Origin of the sequence: Ureibacillus chungkukjangi, assembly GCF_044795995.1 — a bacterium.
GTDB lineage: Bacteria > Bacillota > Bacilli > Bacillales_A > Planococcaceae > Ureibacillus > Ureibacillus chungkukjangi.
Genome location: NZ_CP085009.1, coordinates 3,813,394 through 3,831,705 on the forward strand (window position 1 = coordinate 3,813,394; position 18,312 = coordinate 3,831,705).

The following is an 18,312-nucleotide window of genomic DNA, read 5'->3' on the forward strand; positions in this document are numbered from 1 at the left end:
CCATCATTATAAATCGTTAAAACACGCTCTTAATGCTTCATTTATGGTTTCAATACCCACTACTTGTATACCGCTTGGATAATCCCAGCCTCCTTGGTTTGAAGCGGGGATAAATGCACGCTTAAATCCTAATCTTGCAGCCTCTTGAACCCGTTGCTCTATTCTGGATACTCGTCGAACTTCTCCTGTCAAACCAACTTCTCCTATAAAGCAATCAGTTGATTTAACTGCCTGATCCTTGAAGCTAGACACAATGGACGTTAAAACTGCTAAATCTATCGCAGGCTCATCAAGCTTTACTCCACCAGCTACCTTAATATAAGCATCCTGTGCTTGCAGCAGCAATCCCATCCGTTTTTCCAGCACTGCCATTAACAGCTGCACCCTGTTTTGATCTACTCCAGTGGACATACGTTTTGGATAGTTAAAGCTCGTTGGCGTCACTAGTGATTGAATTTCAACTAGTATCGGCCTTGTCCCCTCCATTGAAGCAACTATCGTTGAACCTGCAGCATCGTAGGACCGCTCCTCTAAAAACAGCTCTGAGGGATTGGAGACTTCCTTTAAACCAGCCTGAACCATTTCGAAAATGGCAATTTCATTGGTTGAGCCAAATCGGTTTTTAACGCTTCTTAAAATACGATAAGTATGATGACGCTCTCCCTCGAAGTACAGTACGGTATCCACCATATGCTCAAGTAAACGAGGACCAGCAATTTGCCCCTCTTTTGTTACGTGCCCAACTAAGAAAATAGCGATTCCTTTTGTTTTAGCGATGCGCATTAGTTCTGCTGTACATTCACGAACCTGAGAAACACTCCCTGGAGCACTTGTTACTTCAGGGTGATGAATAGTTTGTATGGAGTCAATAATGACGAATTTCGGTGTAACCTCTTCGATTGTTTGGTTAATAAGCTCGAGATTTGTCTCGGAATAGATGTAAAGCTCCGGTGATTGTACACCTAGTCGAGAAGCTCGAAGCTTTGTTTGACGCATCGATTCCTCTCCCGAAATATATAAAACTCGATGCCCTTTGTTAGATAAAAGAGCTGATACCTGCATAAGTAAAGTCGATTTCCCGATACCAGGATCTCCCCCAATTAAAACAAGTGAGCCTGGAACGATTCCGCCACCTAATACACGATTCAACTCATCCATTTCAGTTGGAATTCGAGGTTCATCTGAGGTTTCAATATCTATAATTGGTGTTGCTTTTTGTGATATTGTATTAGAATGCTGGAAAGCACCACGTGGGCCTTTTAAAACGACCTCTACTTCTTCCACCATTGTATTCCAGCCGCCACATCCTGGGCAGCGTCCCATCCATTTTGGAGATTCATAGCCACATGAATTACAACAAAACTTTGATTTCTTTTTTGCCATCTTGTCTCTCCTCGCGAATTTAATTCTTTAGTCAATTGTACATGACAACACTACGATCCTCCTAATATATAAGTTAAGTTCAGTTAAATTTAAAAAACTTGTAAAGCAATTGTAATTTGTCTATGTACAACTTATCTTTACGCTTGTGTAATGAGTAATGTTGCGGTTGCTTTTTAGAACGCTCATTTCCTTTTATATGTACGATTCATCTTTAAACAAAAATAAAGCGGTTGACCGGTAAGTTGGTCAACCGCTTAAAGCCTTTATGATTTAGTTAGCACAGCATTTTTGGGTACGACGATAAATTCATTATCTGCATAGTCGATAACAACACTTTGACCTGTGCTAATTGTGCCCTTTAATACCTCTTCAGATAGACGGTCCTCAACATGCTTTTGCAGGGCACGACGTAATGGACGTGCACCATATTGTGGATCGTATCCTTCTTCAGCAATTTTCACAAGCGCCGCATCTGTTAGCTCTAGCTCGATATTTTGCTCTCTCAGACGTTTTGTTAAAGAATTTGCCATTAAGGCAATGATCTGTTTCAACTCATCTTTTTCAAGTGAGTGGAAAACAATCATTTCATCAATACGGTTTAGGAACTCCGGACGGAATGCCTTTTTCAGCTCTTCAAGCATTGTACCCTTCATATCCTTGTATTTAGAAGCCTCTGTATTACCAACACCAAAGCCTAATGATTTTTGGTATTTCAGTGCATCTGCACCAACGTTTGATGTCATGATAACCACTGTGTTTCGGAAATCTACAGTACGCCCCTTAGAATCTGTTAAACGGCCATCATCTAATACTTGAAGTAAGATATTGAACACATCTGGATGCGCTTTTTCAATCTCATCAAGTAAAACAACAGAATATGGTTTACGACGAACCTTTTCAGTTAATTGACCGCCTTCATCAAATCCTACATAGCCTGGAGGTGAACCAACTAAGCGTGAAGTTGAATGTTTCTCCATATATTCTGACATATCAATTCGAATCATTGCGTCCTCATCGCCGAACATTACTTCAGCTAATGCACGAGCAAGCTCTGTTTTACCAACCCCTGTTGGTCCTAAGAAGATAAATGAACCAATCGGGCGTTTTGGATCTTTTAGTCCAGCACGAGCACGACGGATTGCACGAGAAATGGCTTCTACTGCTTCACCTTGACCAACTACACGTTTGTGCAGCTCATCTTCAAGGTTAAGAAGCTTTGCTGATTCCTCTTGAGCAATTTTAGAAACAGGAATTCCAGTCCACATAGAAACCACCAATGCGATGTCTTCTACTGTTACTTGAGACTCTTCTTTTCCTTGCTTCTCTTTCCATGTTTTCTTAGTAGCTTCTAATTCATCTTTGATTTTTTGCTCTGTATCTCTTAATGCCGCTGCCTTTTCAAACTCTTGGCCAGATACAGCCGCATTTTTCTCAGAACGGATACCCTCTAATTTATCCTCTAAAGCCTTAAGATTTGGCGGAACAGTGAATGAACGCAAACGTACTTTCGAGCCTGCTTCATCAATTAAATCAATTGCTTTGTCTGGTAGGAAGCGATCTGAAATATAGCGGTCTGATAATTTTGCTGCAGCCTCAACAGCCTCATCAGTAATTTTCACACGGTGATGTGCTTCATAACGATCACGTAAGCCATGAATAATTTGGATTGTTTCATCCACAGAAGGCTCATCTACTTGAATCGGTTGGAAACGACGCTCTAAGGCAGCATCCTTTTCGATGTATTTACGGTACTCATCTAATGTTGTAGCACCAATACATTGTAATTCTCCACGAGCTAATGACGGTTTTAAAATGTTAGAAGCATCAATTGCTCCCTCTGCACCACCAGCACCGATTAAAGTATGCAATTCGTCGATGAATAGAATAACATTACCAGCTTGGCGAATTTCATCCATTACTTTTTTCAAGCGGTCCTCAAATTCACCACGGTATTTTGTGCCTGCAACAACTGTACCCATATCTAATGTCATAACACGTTTGTCACGAAGAGTTTCAGGTACTTCATTGTTAACAATTTGCTGTGCTAAACCTTCAGCAATGGCTGTTTTACCAACCCCTGGCTCACCAATTAAGACAGGGTTGTTTTTTGTACGGCGAGAAAGCACCTCGATGACACGAGTGATTTCTTTACTGCGACCGATTACAGGATCTAGTGAACCTTCGCGCGCAATCGCTGTTAAGTCGCGTGCTAACCCATCTAATGTTGGTGTATTAACTGATTGGGTAGGGTTATTTGCACTTTGAGCAGCATCATTATTTCCAAGTAATAGAAGAACTTGTTGACGCGCTTTGTTTAGGCTTACACCAGCGTTAGCTAATACACGTGCTGCTACCCCTTCACCCTCGCGGATTAAGGCAAGCAGAATATGCTCTGTTCCGATATATGCATGGCCTAGTTTTCTAGACTCGTCTACTGATAATTCAATAACCTTTTTGGCTCTTGGAGTATAGTGAACAATCGGACCAACATCCTTTGCACCTTTTCCAACTAGCTCTTCAATTCCTGATTCTATAATTTGTGGACTCACATCAATTGCTTCTAAGGCTTTTGCTGCAATTCCACCACCCTCACGAATAAGGCCAAGTAAAATATGCTCTGTACCAATGGATTCGTGTTTCCAACGAATTGCTTCTTCTTGTGCTAATTGCAATACTTTTTGTGCACGTTGAGTAAAACGGTTAAACATCATATCTTTCCTCTCCTTTTTCCATTAGCTTTTGATTATTCGAATTTAACTTTTCACGCAATAGTTTTGCTCTATACATATCTCGTTCACTAGCTTGAAGAGTTGTACCTGCATATTGCTGTACAAAGCCTGGCTGTATAAGAATCATGCATTCATTTAATACATTTAATGGGACCTCGTTAATGATGCCCACATCAACTCCAAGGCGAACATTTGATAAACAAGCAGCAGCTTCCTCGCTCGTCATAATACGTGCATACTTTAAAGTACCTAACGAACGATTAAAGCGGTCTTCTAATATTATTCGAGAATTTTTTAATAATGCCTCCCTAGCACCGCGCTCATTTTTAATAATTTGTAACGCGACCTCTTGTAAGTCTTTTAAAATCTCTTCTTCTGACTTTCCAAGAGTAACTTGGTTGGAGATTTGATAAATATTCCCTAAATTTTCGCTACCTTCTCCATATATACCCCTAACTACCATTCCTAATCGTGCAAGCATCTGAGTTACTACTTTTATTTGCTTAGATATGGTCAGAGCCGGCAAATGCATCATGACAGATGCTCGGAGTCCTGTTCCAACATTTGTTGGGCAACTTGTTAAGTAACCAAATGACTCATTAAAAGCATAGGGTAAATGTTCTTCTAATTTACTATCCAGCTTAGATGCAATCCCGTAGGTTTCTACTAGCTGCAACCCCGGAGCTAAGCATTGAATACGTAAATGATCTTCTTCGTTTACCATTATACTTATTGTTTCATCATTCGATATATGAACTGAGGCGGACTTCTCCTTTTTAGCTAAGAGCGGACTAATTAAATGCTTTTCAACTAAAACTTGCCGTTGCAAGGCAGGCATTTCTTTTATGGTAAAGTGTGAAAACTTATGTCCATCAGCATTAATCGAATGTAATGCTTCATAAATCATGCCATCAATTTGCTGTGCTTCATTTTCTGTAAAGCTTAAAGGGAAACGATAGCCATCTAAGTTTCTAGCCAATCGAATGCGTGTGCTTAATACAATATCTGCATCAAGTCCTTTAACATCCATCCACCCTGGTGCCTCGCTTTTTAAAAAATGTTCTAGATTCATGGTGTATCAACACCCCCACGTTCCAGCCTACGCTCCATTTCTCGAATCTCATCGCGTAAGTCAGCCGCATCTTCAAAGCGTTCCTCATGGATTGCGAGCTGCAATTGCTCACGAGTCGAATCGATTTGCTTTTGAATCCACTCATTATGATGATTTGGTTTACCGGGCGCTTTACCACTATGTGTAGTACCCGCTTGGATTTTTGTCAGAACGAGTGGAAGCTGTTTTCCAAAGGTTTCATAACATTGTGGACAACCAAGCTTTCCTTCATTCAAAAACTTTCGAAATGTAAATCCACAGGTTGGACATTTAGCGCTTTTTTGAGATGTAGATGGCGCCTTTTCCTGTGGTCCATTATTCCAAACCGGTAATCCAAATAAATTGGAAACAAGCTGATGTATTGGAATTTGTTCTTCTTTATGAAAATCTAAATTAAAAGGATGAAAATTTTGCGCACAAACCTCACAATAATGCTTTTCACTTTTTTGGCCATTAACCACTTGTGTAACTGTTATTGTCGCTTGCTGCTCTTTACAGTGTTCACAAACCATGACCTCACCCCTTTTTAAAAATTGTTTTAATAGATCAAGAGCTCTAAAAAGTTTTCGCTCAGGTTTATTTATCGTATTTTAATGTGGCCAACATGGATTTTAAAATATAGGCCCTTAACTCGTCTCTAACAGGTAATTGTAATCGGAGTGTGGACCTATCGATTGCTGCGAGCATCAGTTTTGCCTCGCGCTTTGAGATTACTTGCTCATCGATTAAACGATAAATAATATCTTCTGCCATTGCTTGAGTAGCACCATGATTAATTTGACTAATCATATCGTCCATCAAATCAATTCTTGAATGTGCTTTTACACGTAAGATTCGGATATATCCACCGCCTCCTCGTTTACTCTCAACAAGATAACCTCTTTCAGCAGTAAATCGGGTATTGATTACATAGTTAATTTGAGAGGGGACGCACTGAAACTTATCCGCTAGCTCACTTCGTTTGATCTCAATATGTCCTTGACCACCTAATTCGATAACCTGTTTCAAATAACCTTCAATGATGTCAGATATATTTCTCATTTCTTCCTCACCCCAATCATTACTGACTTTGACTATCTTTGACTATATTATATAAACATCAAAATCAAAATGCAAATCAAATGCCCACTAAAAAAAAACGGTTTTTGTGTTGAATATGTACAAAAAAATAAAGAGGTGATCTCTGCTAAACTTGAGACCACCTCTTTAAATTTCCTTCATATTAAAGGAGCTTTATTTTGAGAAATAGCCCAAAATTTACTTTTGGTTCATCTCTCAGTATGTTATTTCTTTTTCTAATCTAAACCCTATTTTTTACAATTCACAACTTAAACCCAGCGTCCTACAATCGGGTAATTCCATTTTTCTTCGTTTAACGCTTTAATAATACCGATAATCGGCACCACAATTGTCATGATTACAAAGATAATAACGAATGGTATCCCAATTAATATGAAGCTTAAGAAACTAGATATTCCTATTAAGAGCCACATCACAAATTGGAACAGTAGTGCTTGAATAGAAATTCGCTTAATTTCTTCCTCAGAGCTTATTAACCAAAATAAAATTGGGACTAGCATCGGAGCAAAAAATGCACTTGCATGTATAATTACTTTTCCCCATTTAGTTTCCATCTATTTATCAGCCTTTCTTTTATCATTTAAATTTTTTGTATACTACTTTTACGGTTGAAGCGCAAAATAGTTTCACCTTACATTACCCTCTTTCATAAATACTTATGAAGAAAAAGAAAAAATCCGCAAGTATATTGGATACTTACGGACCTGATTATTTGGAAGTTTTCTTCTTTGTATTCACCGGCTTTGGATCAGGCTTTTCTTCCTCATCATGCGGGAATAGGATATAAGCAATCATCCCCGAGAATAATGTAGCGATTACTACAAGCATCACACCATCTCTTGTTGAAACCTCTTGAAAATAATTCCTTAGCATTAAAGTTGCCCCAACAGCTACAACCACCATTGATGGAATGACAAATTTAAAACGGCGTTTGTCCATCTTATTACGTCCTTTACTTATAATGTCTATCTCTTGCATGAATAATATCTTATTCTCTAAACATCTCGTATTTTACATGGGAACTATCTAAAATACAAACGGAGGTATATAGAATTATCATAATAATAATATTTTCTACAATAACCTCACATCTATATAGTATTTACAATCCTATTTAATGTATCATAGATATAAAGTATCATTCTTATAAAATAGTAGAACGGAGAAATGTAATGTCTATTTTCAAAAAAAATCTACAAAAACGAAATTCCCATTATTTCGAAGTAGAAAAGTACATAAACGATGTCCAATTAAATCTATCAAATTACCCAGTTCTTCAGAATCAAATTCAATTGATTAATTTAACAAAGGAAGACTTAGCTATATTAAAGCAATTAAAGCCTTTAACAGAACAGTTTATCCCTGAAATGGTTAACCAATTTTATGACGCACTGATGAAAAGCAAGCATTTAATGGGCATCATCGATCAGCACTCAAAGATTGAACGGCTGAAGGTAACTTTAACAAGACATTTATCTGAAATTTTCGAAAGTAAAATCAATGACGATTATGTAAAGCAGAGAAAGACAATTGCTGAAACTCACGTACGTATAGGCTTAGAATCTGAGTGGTATTTAAGCTCATTCCAATCATTGACGACTACTTTTATTAATTTTATCAGCGACCTAGATATTTCAAAAAATGATTCGCTAAAAGCTATCAACGCATTTTCAAAGATTATTAACCTTGAACAGCAGCTTGTTATTCAAGCCTATGAGGCTGAGCAGCAACGTATCCGTATGCAGGACGAGGCGATTAAAAACTCATTAATTACTACTGTTCAAAATACAGCTGAAGAGTTAAATGCTATTAGCCAAGAAACGGCTGCCTCTTTATATGGCATCTCTTCTCAGTCAGGCAGTATCGCTACTGCCACAAATCAAGGATTAGATTTTGTAGCTGATACTGAGGATAAGTCTAGATTAGGGAAAAATCAATTAGAAACGCAAACGCAATTAATGCATGTTATTTTAGAAAGTGTTTCTATGCTCGAGAAGTCTATGAATAATTTGCGTACTTCATCTCAAAAAATTTCAGAGATTGTTGCCCTTGTAACAGGCATTGCCGATCAAACAAATTTATTGGCATTAAATGCATCGATTGAGGCTGCTCGTGCTGGGGAGCATGGAAAGGGCTTTGCTGTTGTAGCAGAGGAAGTAAGAAAACTAGCAGAAGAAACGAAAAGTGCTGTTCAAAACGTTTCTCGTTTAATCCATGAAACCGAGACAAATATTGGGCATATGACTACCTCTGTCAGCAATGTAGATGATCAGGTACAAAGAAGTGTACAAACTCAGCAAAGTTTAGAGGAGTCCTTCAATTCTATTGCAAAAGCCGTTTCTGGCATCAAAGCACAGTACACAAACACAACAACAGACATCACAAAAATCTCAAAATTAATTAGTGAGTTAACAGATAGTGCCACACAGGTGTCTTCTTCTTCAGACTCCCTATTAAATGTTGTTCACGAGTTAACAGAGTAGAAAATATAAAAGGAACCTTCCCAAAAGCCTCGACTTTTGAGAAGGTTCTATTTTTATTCAAGGTTTTCTAATAGCCTTCTACGTTCCTTTGTATTTAGCCTTTTAGCTTGTCGCAATTCTCTCCGTGTGGATCCCGTTTCAAAAAGCTGACGTTCTCGCTCAGTCTCCGGGTATACCTTTGGAACCTGTACAGGTCTTCCAGACTCATCGACTGCAACCATCGTGACAAATGATTCTGTAGTAAGTCTCAGTTCACCAGTTTTCAAGTTCCTCGCCATTACACGGACATACACTTCCATAGACGATCTTCCTGTAGAAGTAACCATCGCTTCTAATTCTAAAATATTCCCTACGTATGCCGGTGAGATAAAATCTACTGAATCAAAGGATGCTGTAACGACCTCAGACTTGGCATGCTTCATAGAGGTGATGGCTGCAATCTCATCAATATAAGCTAAAACTTTTCCGCCAAAAATGGAATTATGATGATTTGTATCTGGCGGTAATATAAGGTGTGTCTGAAAGGAACGAGAATAACTTATCGGCACTTCATTTGTCATATAGACCTCCACTACTACTTCACTTCGGTAATAACATTATTTAAACTGGTTGAAATATGCAAGAGTTAAATTTAAATTGGTGCCATTTTAGCTGACAGTTCACAACTTCTAGATTCCTTTAGATTGTCGTTTTAATCGTAATGAACTTCAAATCAGTCATCTCTTCTATTGCATATTTAATGCCTTCTCTTCCGTAGCCACTATTTTTTACACCACCATATGGCATGTTATCAACACGGAACGTTGGAATATCATTAATCACAACAGTACCAGCCTCAATATTATCAGCCGCCTTCATAGCATCTGTTAAAACATTGGTATATATCCCTGCGTTTAAGCCAAGCTCTGACGCATTAACTAAGGAAATGGCTTCATCTAATGTTGGATAGGGTACAAGCGACACAATCGGTGCAAAGGTTTCCTGGCAGACTACCTTCATATTTGGTTTTACATTTACCATAACTGTTGGTTGTAAAGTTCTATCAGTATATTCCGCACCAATTGCTACTTCTGCTCCCTGTTCTTTCGCCTCTTCCACCCATTGCTTGATACGTTCGACTTCTTTTGGGTGAATCATTGCACTTACATCTGTTGTGGGGTCAAGCGGATCACCTAATTTAAGCTTTCTTGTTTCTTCTACAAAGGCTTTCGCGAAATCTTCATAAATCGATTCGTGCACATAAATTCTTTGTAGTGAAATACAAACCTGTCCAGCATATCCAAATGCACCAGCAACGCAGCGTGAAACAATTTTATCGATTGGTGTACTTGGCTCTACAATAACTGCAGCATTTGAACCTAATTCTAATGTAATTTTACGCAATCCCACTTTTTCTTTAATCTTCAATCCAACGGCTCCACTACCTGTAAAGGTTACTTTTTTAACAAGTGGATGGGTTACAAGTGTATCGCTTAACTCTCCACCAGAACCTGTTACGATTTGTAGCACTCCATCTGGTAAACCTGCTTCCTTAAATACTTCTGCCATAACAATAGAAGTTAATGGTGTTTGGGTAGCAGGCTTTAGCACTACCGTATTCCCAACTGCAATTGCTGGTCCTAATTTATGAGCTACTAGGTTAAAAGGAAAGTTAAATGGTGTAATGGCAGATACAACACCGATTGGCACTCTTTTCGTATAGCCAATCCGATCTTTAGTTCCTGGAGCTGCATCTAAAGGAACCGTTTCCCCCGTTGATTGTTTGGCCGCTTCTGCCGAGAACTGATACGTCGCAATTGTTCGGTCAATCTCAGTTAAGCTGGCAGACAGTGGCTTACCAGCTTCCATCGCTAAAATACGCGCAAATTCCTCTTTACGATTACGCATAATCTCTACTACTTTATATAAAATTTCTGCTCTTTCATAAGCAGTTGTTGTTTTAAATGATTGAAATGCTTGATGTGCTCCTTCAATTGCACGTTCCACATCTTCAATTGAAGCCTTCGCTACTCGTGCAATAACTTCTCCAGAATAAGGTGCCGTTAATGAATAACTTTTTTTGGCATCTTCCCAATTTCCATTAATCCATAATTTTGTTTCTTTCATTGAAATCGACCTCCTCTAGCCTTCTATATTATTGTATCACTGATAGCCAAATCTCACTCTTATGTAGGTTTAACTGACTAGTTAAAAAAATCAATTACATCTGCTATTCCTGTTGGAATATTTGGACCTAGATCTAATATAAAGTCAGCAATATCAAATATATTAAGGATGCTTGTGAGCGCCGTAATATCAATTAAATTATTTACTTCCACTAATTCTTGAACAATCTTTTGAATAGCTATAACTAACGCATAATCCTTCGCATTTTTGAAAACCTTCTGTTCAATTAATTGATTATGTAATAAAACAATTTCGTTCATTTTCTCTCCATCCGTTGCAGCTAAAGCTAGTACTCCCAAGTATGGATAATGAAGCTTTTTCACATTCACCCCTTGTTCTATTAATCCTTCTCTAAGCTTTACAACATATTCCAATAATATTTTATTATAATCTTCACTATAGACTGTCATGATTTGGGCTAACGCTTGTAAATGATTGCCCATTGTAAATTTGTTACTTCTTAAATTTCTATAGTATTTTATAATTGTATCTGCCTGTACCTTTGGCCGCACATCTTGATTAGCCGTTAAAAACACCGCATATGGAATATCTTCCTTGGAGGTTAAAAACCGTTGATTTCGGTTCATTTCATCAAACAATTGCTTTGCTCTTTTTGCATGCTCCAAACAATTGCTTGGGTCTAAAAATAATGCACCTATTATTCTTTTTGTGGTCTTTTTAAAATGAACTTGGCCCAATGCCTGGTCATTAGCAATAATCCTATTAAGTTCCTTATCCCTATCTACCTGTTGCATAAGGTGAAAGGCTAGCTTGTAGCTTGTACTGAACTCCAGTCTTACCGGTAATGCCTTCTCTCCACCATCTTGAGTTTCTTCTATTATTTTTTGTAAAACGACTCCACTAAATTGCTTTTGAGCAAGCGTATATTTTCCAGAAATGGAAATCATCAGCTTGATATCGTGTCCCCCGGTATAATTGAAGAGACGATTATAATTATCTTGAAATGCTTTTATAAATTGCTCATTATTCATGCCTACACTTCCTAACCTATCAACTTCTTTTCTTGGGAAATAATTATAACTTTCTGATACATTTATGGAATGGAAAAAAGGTTTCCTGCTAGAATATTCTAGCAAAAAACCTTTCATCTTTATATAAGCCCCGCTAACTCTTCCGATGTAAAAGCTCTCGATCTAGTAAGGAAACGTTTTCCCTCGACACCCTCTAAAGAAAACATTCCTCCACGACCATCCACTACATCAATGATCAGCTGGGTATGCTTCCAATAATCGAACTGGCTTTTGTGCATATAAAACTTGGCTCCACCAATTTCACCAAGTAGAATATCGGCATTCCCGATGATTAAGTCTCCTTCTGGATAACACATCGGAGAAGAACCATCACAGCAGCCACCTGATTGATGGAACATAATTGGACCGTGTTTTTTCTTTAAACTATCAATCAATTCAAGTGCTGCATCAGTAGCACTTACTCGTTCAACCACATGAGCCCCCCTTTATAAAAGAATTAGAAGAATCCAAGCTTATTTGGACTATAGCTTACTAATAGGTTTTTCGTTTGTTGATAGTGTTCTAGCATCATTTTATGGTTTTCACGACCTACACCAGACATTTTATAACCACCAAAGGCAGCATGTGCTGGGTATGCGTGATAGCAGTTTGTCCATACACGGCCAGCTTCAATTCCACGACCAAAGCGGTAAGCTGTGTTCATATCACGTGTCCATACACCTGCACCTAAGCCATAAAGCGTGTCATTTGCAATCTCTAACGCTTCTTCTTTTGTTTTGAACGTAGTAACAGCTACAACTGGTCCAAAAATTTCTTCTTGGAAGATACGCATGCTGTTATCTCCTTTAAATACAGTTGGTTGAACATAGTAACCATCTGCAAGGTCGCCCTCTAAAGCATTGCGATCTCCACCAGCCAGTACCTGTGCACCCTCTTGTTTACCGATATCTAAATAAGATAGAATTTTTTCCAATTGCTCTGATGAAGCCTGTGCACCCATCATTGTACTTGGGTCTAATGGATTTCCTGTCTTAATCGCTTCTACTCGTTTTAATGCACGCTCAATAAATTTCTCGTAAATAGACTCTTGAATTAGTGCACGCGAAGGACAAGTACATACTTCCCCTTGATTTAGGGCAAATAATACGAAGCCTTCAATTGCTTTATCTAAAAACTCATCATCTGCATCCATGATATCCTCAAAGAAGATATTTGGTGATTTTCCACCTAACTCTAAAGTTACAGGAATAATATTTTGTGATGCATATTGCATAATTAAACGACCAGTAGTTGTTTCTCCAGTAAAGGCAATTTTGCCGATACGTGGATTAGAAGCAAGTGGTTTCCCAGCCTCCAAACCAAAACCATTCACAATGTTCACAACACCCGGTGGTAATAAATCTTCAATCAGCTCCATTAATACCATAATGGAAGTTGGAGTTTGCTCTGCTGGCTTTAATACCACACAGTTTCCTGCAGCAAGTGCAGGTGCTAATTTCCAAACAGCCATAAGGAGTGGGAAATTCCAAGGAATGATTTGTCCTACTACACCAATTGGCTCGTGGAAGTGGTAAGCAACCGTATCATTATCAATTTGACTTAGTCCGCCTTCTTGTGCACGAATTGCCCCTGCAAAATATCGGAAGTGATCAATAGCAAGTGGTAAGTCAGCATTTAAAGTTTCACGAACCGCCTTCCCATTTTCCCAAGTTTCTGCGACAGCTAGCTTTTCTAAATTTTCTTCAATTCGATCAGCAATTTTATTTAAGATATTTGCACGCTCAGCAACTGATGTTTGCCCCCAAGCTTCTTTAGCTGCATGTGCTGCATCCAGTGCTAATTCAACATCTTCCTCAGTTGAACGCGCAACTTCTGTAAACACCTTCCCTGTAACTGGAGTCACATTCTCAAAATATTGACCCCCAACAGGTGGTGTCCATTTTCCACCGATATAATTGTCATACTTATCCTTAAAATTCACTACTGCCCCTTCTGTGTTTGGAAATGCGTAAGCCATTGTTAATACTGACATAATTATAGTCTCCCCTTTTCAACTATTAGTCTTCCAATACCTTTGCACCGCAGTACCCCATTCTAAAAGGTATTTAGTAATATATATTGTTTAAATTACAAAAATATATCTAATTTATTCCATTTTTTAAGAAAAAGTTTTCGACAAATAATATAAATGTAGTAGCATCGAAGGAAAACATGATATAGCGTCAGTAGGAATGTTTCTGCTATTTGTAGTCAACAATAGTGGAGGCATTGAAATTGGTTATTGTATACTGGATTTAACTAAAGGTTAATAGGAGAATTTATGAGAATTAATAAATTTTTAAGTGAAACAGGCGTTACTTCACGCCGTGGTGCAGATAAATGGATTGAGGACGGTCGTATCACCATCAATGGAGAGCTTGCTACGGTCGGTAGTCAGGTAAACGAAGGTGATGTCGTTTGTGTAGATGGTAAGCCCGTAAAAAAAGAGGAAGAGCTTGTCTATATCGTATTAAATAAACCTATCGGCATTACAAGTACAACTGAAAGACATATTAATGGCAATGTAGTTGATTTTGTTGGGCATTCTAAACGGATTTTCCACATCGGCAGGCTAGATAAAGAATCTGAAGGGTTACTTCTTTTGACGAATGACGGGGATATCGTCAATGAAATTTTGCGCGCAGAAAATCACCACGAAAAAGAATATGTGGTTCAGGTGGACCAACCTATTTCTGAGCAATTTTTAAAGAAAATGGCTTCAGGTGTAGAGATTTTAGATACTAAAACCTTACCGTGCAAGGTTGAAAAGGTTTCATCTCATGTCTTTAAAATTGTTCTGGAGCAAGGACTAAATCGTCAAATTCGCCGCATGTGTTCAGCTCTTGGCTACTCAGTAAAAAGACTGCAACGCATTCGTATTATGAACATTCACTTAGGCAATCTAAAGGTCGGCCAGTGGAGAGACTTAACACCGAAGGAAAAGGCCGAGCTATTCACACTATTAAAGTATCAGCCGAAAAATTAATAAAAAGGGAAGCCCTCAAAGCTTCCCTTTTCTTATAAGCCTCCAAGGTAGGCTGCTTTTACTTGTTCACTTTCTTGAAGCTCCTTCGCTGTGCCAGAAAGTACGATTTTCCCTGTTTCGATAACATAAGCCCGGTTCGCAATAGATAGTGCCATGTTGGCATTTTGTTCTACTAGCAAAACCGTTGTACCTTGCTCATTCACCATTTTAATAATCTCAAAAATTCGCTTTACGATTAACGGTGCTAGCCCCATGGATGGCTCATCTAATAATAACAGCTTCGGTTTTGCCATTAATGCACGTCCCATTGCAAGCATTTGCTGTTCCCCACCAGATAATGTACCGGATGGCTGTTTACGACGTTCACCCAATATCGGAAACAAATCATAGACATTTGCCATGTCCTTTTTAACCCCATCTCGATCATGGCGTAAATACGCACCTAGCTCCAGGTTTTCCTCTACAGACATCGTTGAAAATACACGTCTACCTTCTGGAACATGTGAAATACCATTTTTCACAATGGTTTGTGCGGCTTTACCACCAATTTGCTGGGATTGATACAAAACCTCACCCTTTTTAGGCTTCAAAAGTCCGGATAACGTTTTTAAAAGCGTTGATTTTCCTGCTCCATTTGCACCGATTAATGTAACGATCTCACCTTCATTTACTTCCAAGGAGACATCTTTTAATGCATGAATGTTTCCATAAAATACATCGATGTTATTTACTTTTAGCATTAATCAGTCACCTCCTCACCAAGATATGCTTCGATTACCTTTGGATTATTTCGAATCTCTTCTGCTGTCCCATCCGCAATCAGCTGACCATGGTCAAGTACATAAATACGTTCACAAATCCCCATAACTAGATGCATATCATGCTCAATCAATAAAATCGTTAAGTTAAACTCTTTTCGGATAAAGGCGATTAACTCCATCAAATCATGCGTCTCTTGAGGATTCATCCCTGCTGCTGGCTCATCCAATAATAAGAGCTTTGGTTTTGCTGCTAGGGCACGGGCAATTTCTAGACGACGCTGCATCCCGTACGGAAGGTTTTTGGCCATTTCATCCTTGTAGACATCTAAACCAAAAATCTTTAAAAACTCAATGGATTCTTGTTCCATTTTCGCTTCTCCACTAAAGTGACTTGGTAAACGAAGAATGGAAGAGACAATGGAATGCTTGGCAATATTGTGGTTGGCAACCTTAACATTATCTAATACTGACAAATCCTTAAATAAACGGATATTTTGGAATGTACGACTCATGCCTTGCTTTGTTACCTGATATGGCTTTAGCCCTTTCAAATTTCTACCGGCAAAGGTAATTGCGCCAACTGTAGGCTGGTATACACCTGTTATCATATTAAAAGTCGTTGTTTTTCCAGCGCCGTTTGGACCGATTAAACCAACCAATTCTCCTTGATTTAAATACATGTTTACATTTTGAACAGCCTTTAAGCCTCCAAATTGAATGCCGACATTTTCTGCTTTAAGAAGAAGGTTACTTGTCATGGCTTAGTACCTCCTTTTTTTCCAAATTTAAATAAAGACGTGATCTCTTTTGTCCCCATTAAACCTGTTGGACGGTAAAGCATCACTAGAATTAATACAAGCGAATAGATAATCATGCGAGTCTCTGGGAAGTTTGCTAAAAACGCAGTTACCATTGTTAAAAAAATAGCTGCAATCACTGATCCAGAAAGACTTCCTAATCCACCTAACACAACATAAATCAAAATATCAAAGGATTTTAAGAAGTTAAACGTTGTCGGCTGGATAATGAAAAAGTTATGTGCATAAATTGCCCCTGCAAGTCCTGCAAACAACGAACCAATTGTGAAAGCAACAACTTTATAATAAGTTGTATTGATTCCCATAGCGTCAGCCGCTATTTCATCCTCACGAATGGAAATTGCACCACGACCATGTCTTGAGTTTGTAAAGTTAGAAATTACGATAATTGTAATTACAACACCAGCAAAAGCATACGTCCATGTCGTCATATTCGTAACCACCATACCAGCTGCTCCACCAACATAATCCACGTTCAAGAAGATAATACGAATGATTTCAGCAAATCCAAGAGTAGCAATTGCTAGATAGTCCCCTTTAAGACGTAATGTTGGTAGCCCTACTAGTAAACCAGCTAAAGCTGCAACTCCCGCTCCCAATGCTAGACCTACAGGGAGTGGTAAACCTAATTTCATAGTGGCTATTGCACTAAAATATGCCCCTACTGCCATAAAACCAGCATGTCCTATTGAAAATTGTCCCGTAATCCCGATGACAATATGTAAACTTACAGCAAGCATAATGTTAATACACATTTGTACTAAAATATTTTGATAATATAAATCTATTATTCCACTAGAGATTAATCCTTGAACGACTGCATAGATTACTAGCGCTAAAGCAGAAAATACCCAAAACGCCTTTGACTTTTTCATATACCGCTTCACCTACACTTTCTCTCGAGTATTTTTTCCGAATATACCCGATGGTTTCAAGATTAAGATTAAAATTAAAATAACGAAGGCAGCTGCATCGCGCCATAAAGAAAAACCTAATGCACTTACAACAGTTTCTACTACACCTAAAGAAAGACCCCCAACCATAGCTCCTGGAATACTGCCAATACCACCAAATACCGCAGCAATAAATGCTTTTAGACCCGGTAATACCCCCATTAACGGTTCAATTCTTGTATAGTAAACACCGAAAATAACACCAGCTGCTCCAGCTAAGGCCGAACCAATAGCAAATGTTGCAGAAATTGTATTATCTACATTGATACCCATTAAACGGGCTGCGTCTGGATCTAGTGATACTGCACGCATCGCTTTTCCGATTTTTGTTTTATGAACGATAAATTGCAATAAAATCATTAGTACAACTGTTACTGCTAAAATTAGAATGGAAATCGAACTAATACTCACACCAAAAATATCAATATATGTTTTTGGCAGCACCTCTGGATACGCTTCTGGAGAGGCCCCTCTGAAGAATATCACCGTATATTCAATCAATAATGAAACACCGATTGCCGTAATAAGAGCGGCAATTCGCGTTGCATTCCGCAGCCTTTTATAAGCAACTCGCTCTATGATTACCCCAATAATTGCACAGAGTACCATGGAAATAATAAGGGCTGGGAAGAACCCGATGTCCCATCTTGCAATTGCGTAAAAACCAATAAATGCCCCTAGCATAAATACGTCACCATGCGCAAAGTTAATCAGCTTAATGATTCCGTATACCATTGTATAGCCCAACGCAATCAAAGCATAAATACTTCCAAGCGATATACCATTTACTAGCTGTTGTATCCATTCCATG

General features: G+C 38.4%; 18 protein-coding genes. 2 read left to right on the forward strand and 16 right to left on the reverse strand.

The window, feature by feature from the left end; translation table 11 throughout:
• Window positions 1-6 precede the first annotated feature (6 nt).
• The 7 genes from radA to LG296_RS18900 form a co-directional block, all read right to left on the reverse strand.
• Window positions 7-1,383, reverse strand: a complete 1,377-nt coding sequence (gene radA / locus LG296_RS18870; RefSeq protein WP_107932245.1) for a DNA repair protein RadA — start codon at window positions 1,381-1,383, stop codon at window positions 7-9.
• 263 nt (window positions 1,384-1,646) lie between these two features.
• Entirely contained in the window at window positions 1,647-4,094 is a 2,448-nt protein-coding gene (locus LG296_RS18875; RefSeq protein ID WP_107932243.1) for an ATP-dependent Clp protease ATP-binding subunit, read from the reverse strand.
• On the reverse strand, window positions 4,084-5,184 hold the full coding sequence (locus tag LG296_RS18880) for a protein arginine kinase (protein ID WP_251398837.1): 1,101 nt from the start codon (window positions 5,182-5,184) through the stop codon (window positions 4,084-4,086). Before LG296_RS18880 ends, LG296_RS18875 begins: the two co-directional genes overlap by 11 nt.
• Window positions 5,181-5,735 carry a UvrB/UvrC motif-containing protein gene (locus LG296_RS18885; protein WP_107932239.1) on the reverse strand — a complete coding sequence of 185 codons (555 nt, stop codon included), beginning with the start codon at window positions 5,733-5,735 and terminating at the stop codon, window positions 5,181-5,183. Before LG296_RS18885 ends, LG296_RS18880 begins: the two co-directional genes overlap by 4 nt.
• A gap of 64 nt (window positions 5,736-5,799) precedes the next feature.
• Window positions 5,800-6,264, reverse strand: a complete 465-nt coding sequence (locus tag LG296_RS18890) for a CtsR family transcriptional regulator (RefSeq protein ID WP_251398834.1) — start codon at window positions 6,262-6,264, stop codon at window positions 5,800-5,802.
• A gap of 287 nt (window positions 6,265-6,551) precedes the next feature.
• Complete coding sequence (locus LG296_RS18895) at window positions 6,552-6,857, reverse strand: DUF4870 domain-containing protein (RefSeq protein ID WP_251398831.1); 306 nt, start codon at window positions 6,855-6,857, stop codon at window positions 6,552-6,554.
• 154 nt (window positions 6,858-7,011) lie between these two features.
• Window positions 7,012-7,281, reverse strand: coding sequence for a hypothetical protein (locus tag LG296_RS18900; RefSeq protein WP_146223195.1), 270 nt, complete (start codon window positions 7,279-7,281; stop codon window positions 7,012-7,014).
• A gap of 194 nt (window positions 7,282-7,475) precedes the next feature.
• Here LG296_RS18900 and LG296_RS18905 point away from each other — a divergent pair, with 194 nt between their 5' ends.
• On the forward strand, window positions 7,476-8,786 hold the full coding sequence (locus tag LG296_RS18905; protein ID WP_107932231.1) for a globin-coupled sensor protein: 1,311 nt from the start codon (window positions 7,476-7,478) through the stop codon (window positions 8,784-8,786).
• 53 nt (window positions 8,787-8,839) lie between these two features.
• Here the strand turns inward: LG296_RS18905 and LG296_RS18910 are convergent, their stop codons facing one another.
• The 5 genes from LG296_RS18910 to adh form a co-directional block, all read right to left on the reverse strand.
• The gene (locus LG296_RS18910; protein ID WP_107932229.1) at window positions 8,840-9,346 is read right to left on the reverse strand and encodes an acyl-CoA thioesterase; all 507 of its coding nucleotides are present in this window, start codon (window positions 9,344-9,346) and stop codon (window positions 8,840-8,842) included.
• 118 nt (window positions 9,347-9,464) lie between these two features.
• Window positions 9,465-10,892, reverse strand: coding sequence for an aldehyde dehydrogenase family protein (locus LG296_RS18915; protein WP_251398828.1), 1,428 nt, complete (start codon window positions 10,890-10,892; stop codon window positions 9,465-9,467).
• Between the two features lie 77 nt (window positions 10,893-10,969).
• Window positions 10,970-11,944, reverse strand: coding sequence for a DUF4003 family protein (locus tag LG296_RS18920; protein WP_404427250.1), 975 nt, complete (start codon window positions 11,942-11,944; stop codon window positions 10,970-10,972).
• 119 nt (window positions 11,945-12,063) lie between these two features.
• A complete protein-coding gene (locus tag LG296_RS18925; RefSeq protein ID WP_251398822.1) occupies window positions 12,064-12,417 on the reverse strand; it encodes a DUF779 domain-containing protein in 354 nt (117 codons plus the stop codon).
• Between the two features lie 23 nt (window positions 12,418-12,440).
• Complete coding sequence (gene adh, locus LG296_RS18930; protein WP_107932414.1) at window positions 12,441-13,961, reverse strand: aldehyde dehydrogenase; 1,521 nt, start codon at window positions 13,959-13,961, stop codon at window positions 12,441-12,443.
• 303 nt (window positions 13,962-14,264) lie between these two features.
• Here adh and rluF point away from each other — a divergent pair, with 303 nt between their 5' ends.
• Complete coding sequence (gene rluF / locus LG296_RS18935; RefSeq protein ID WP_251398819.1) at window positions 14,265-14,969, forward strand: 23S rRNA pseudouridine(2604) synthase RluF; 705 nt, start codon at window positions 14,265-14,267, stop codon at window positions 14,967-14,969.
• Window positions 14,970-15,001: 32 nt separating this feature from the next.
• Here the strand turns inward: rluF and LG296_RS18940 are convergent, their stop codons facing one another.
• From LG296_RS18940 to LG296_RS18955, 4 genes are read right to left on the reverse strand one after another with little or no spacing between them, the layout of a single operon-like run.
• Window positions 15,002-15,709 carry an ABC transporter ATP-binding protein gene (locus LG296_RS18940; protein ID WP_107932220.1) on the reverse strand — a complete coding sequence of 236 codons (708 nt, stop codon included), beginning with the start codon at window positions 15,707-15,709 and terminating at the stop codon, window positions 15,002-15,004.
• A complete protein-coding gene (locus LG296_RS18945; RefSeq protein ID WP_107932218.1) occupies window positions 15,709-16,488 on the reverse strand; it encodes an ABC transporter ATP-binding protein in 780 nt (259 codons plus the stop codon). Before LG296_RS18945 ends, LG296_RS18940 begins: the two co-directional genes overlap by 1 nt.
• Complete coding sequence (locus LG296_RS18950) at window positions 16,485-17,423, reverse strand: branched-chain amino acid ABC transporter permease (protein ID WP_107932216.1); 939 nt, start codon at window positions 17,421-17,423, stop codon at window positions 16,485-16,487. The genes LG296_RS18945 and LG296_RS18950 overlap by 4 nt, the downstream gene beginning before the upstream one ends.
• A gap of 12 nt (window positions 17,424-17,435) precedes the next feature.
• Complete coding sequence (locus LG296_RS18955) at window positions 17,436-18,311, reverse strand: branched-chain amino acid ABC transporter permease (RefSeq protein WP_107932214.1); 876 nt, start codon at window positions 18,309-18,311, stop codon at window positions 17,436-17,438.
• Between the last annotated feature and the right edge of the window lies 1 nt (window position 18,312).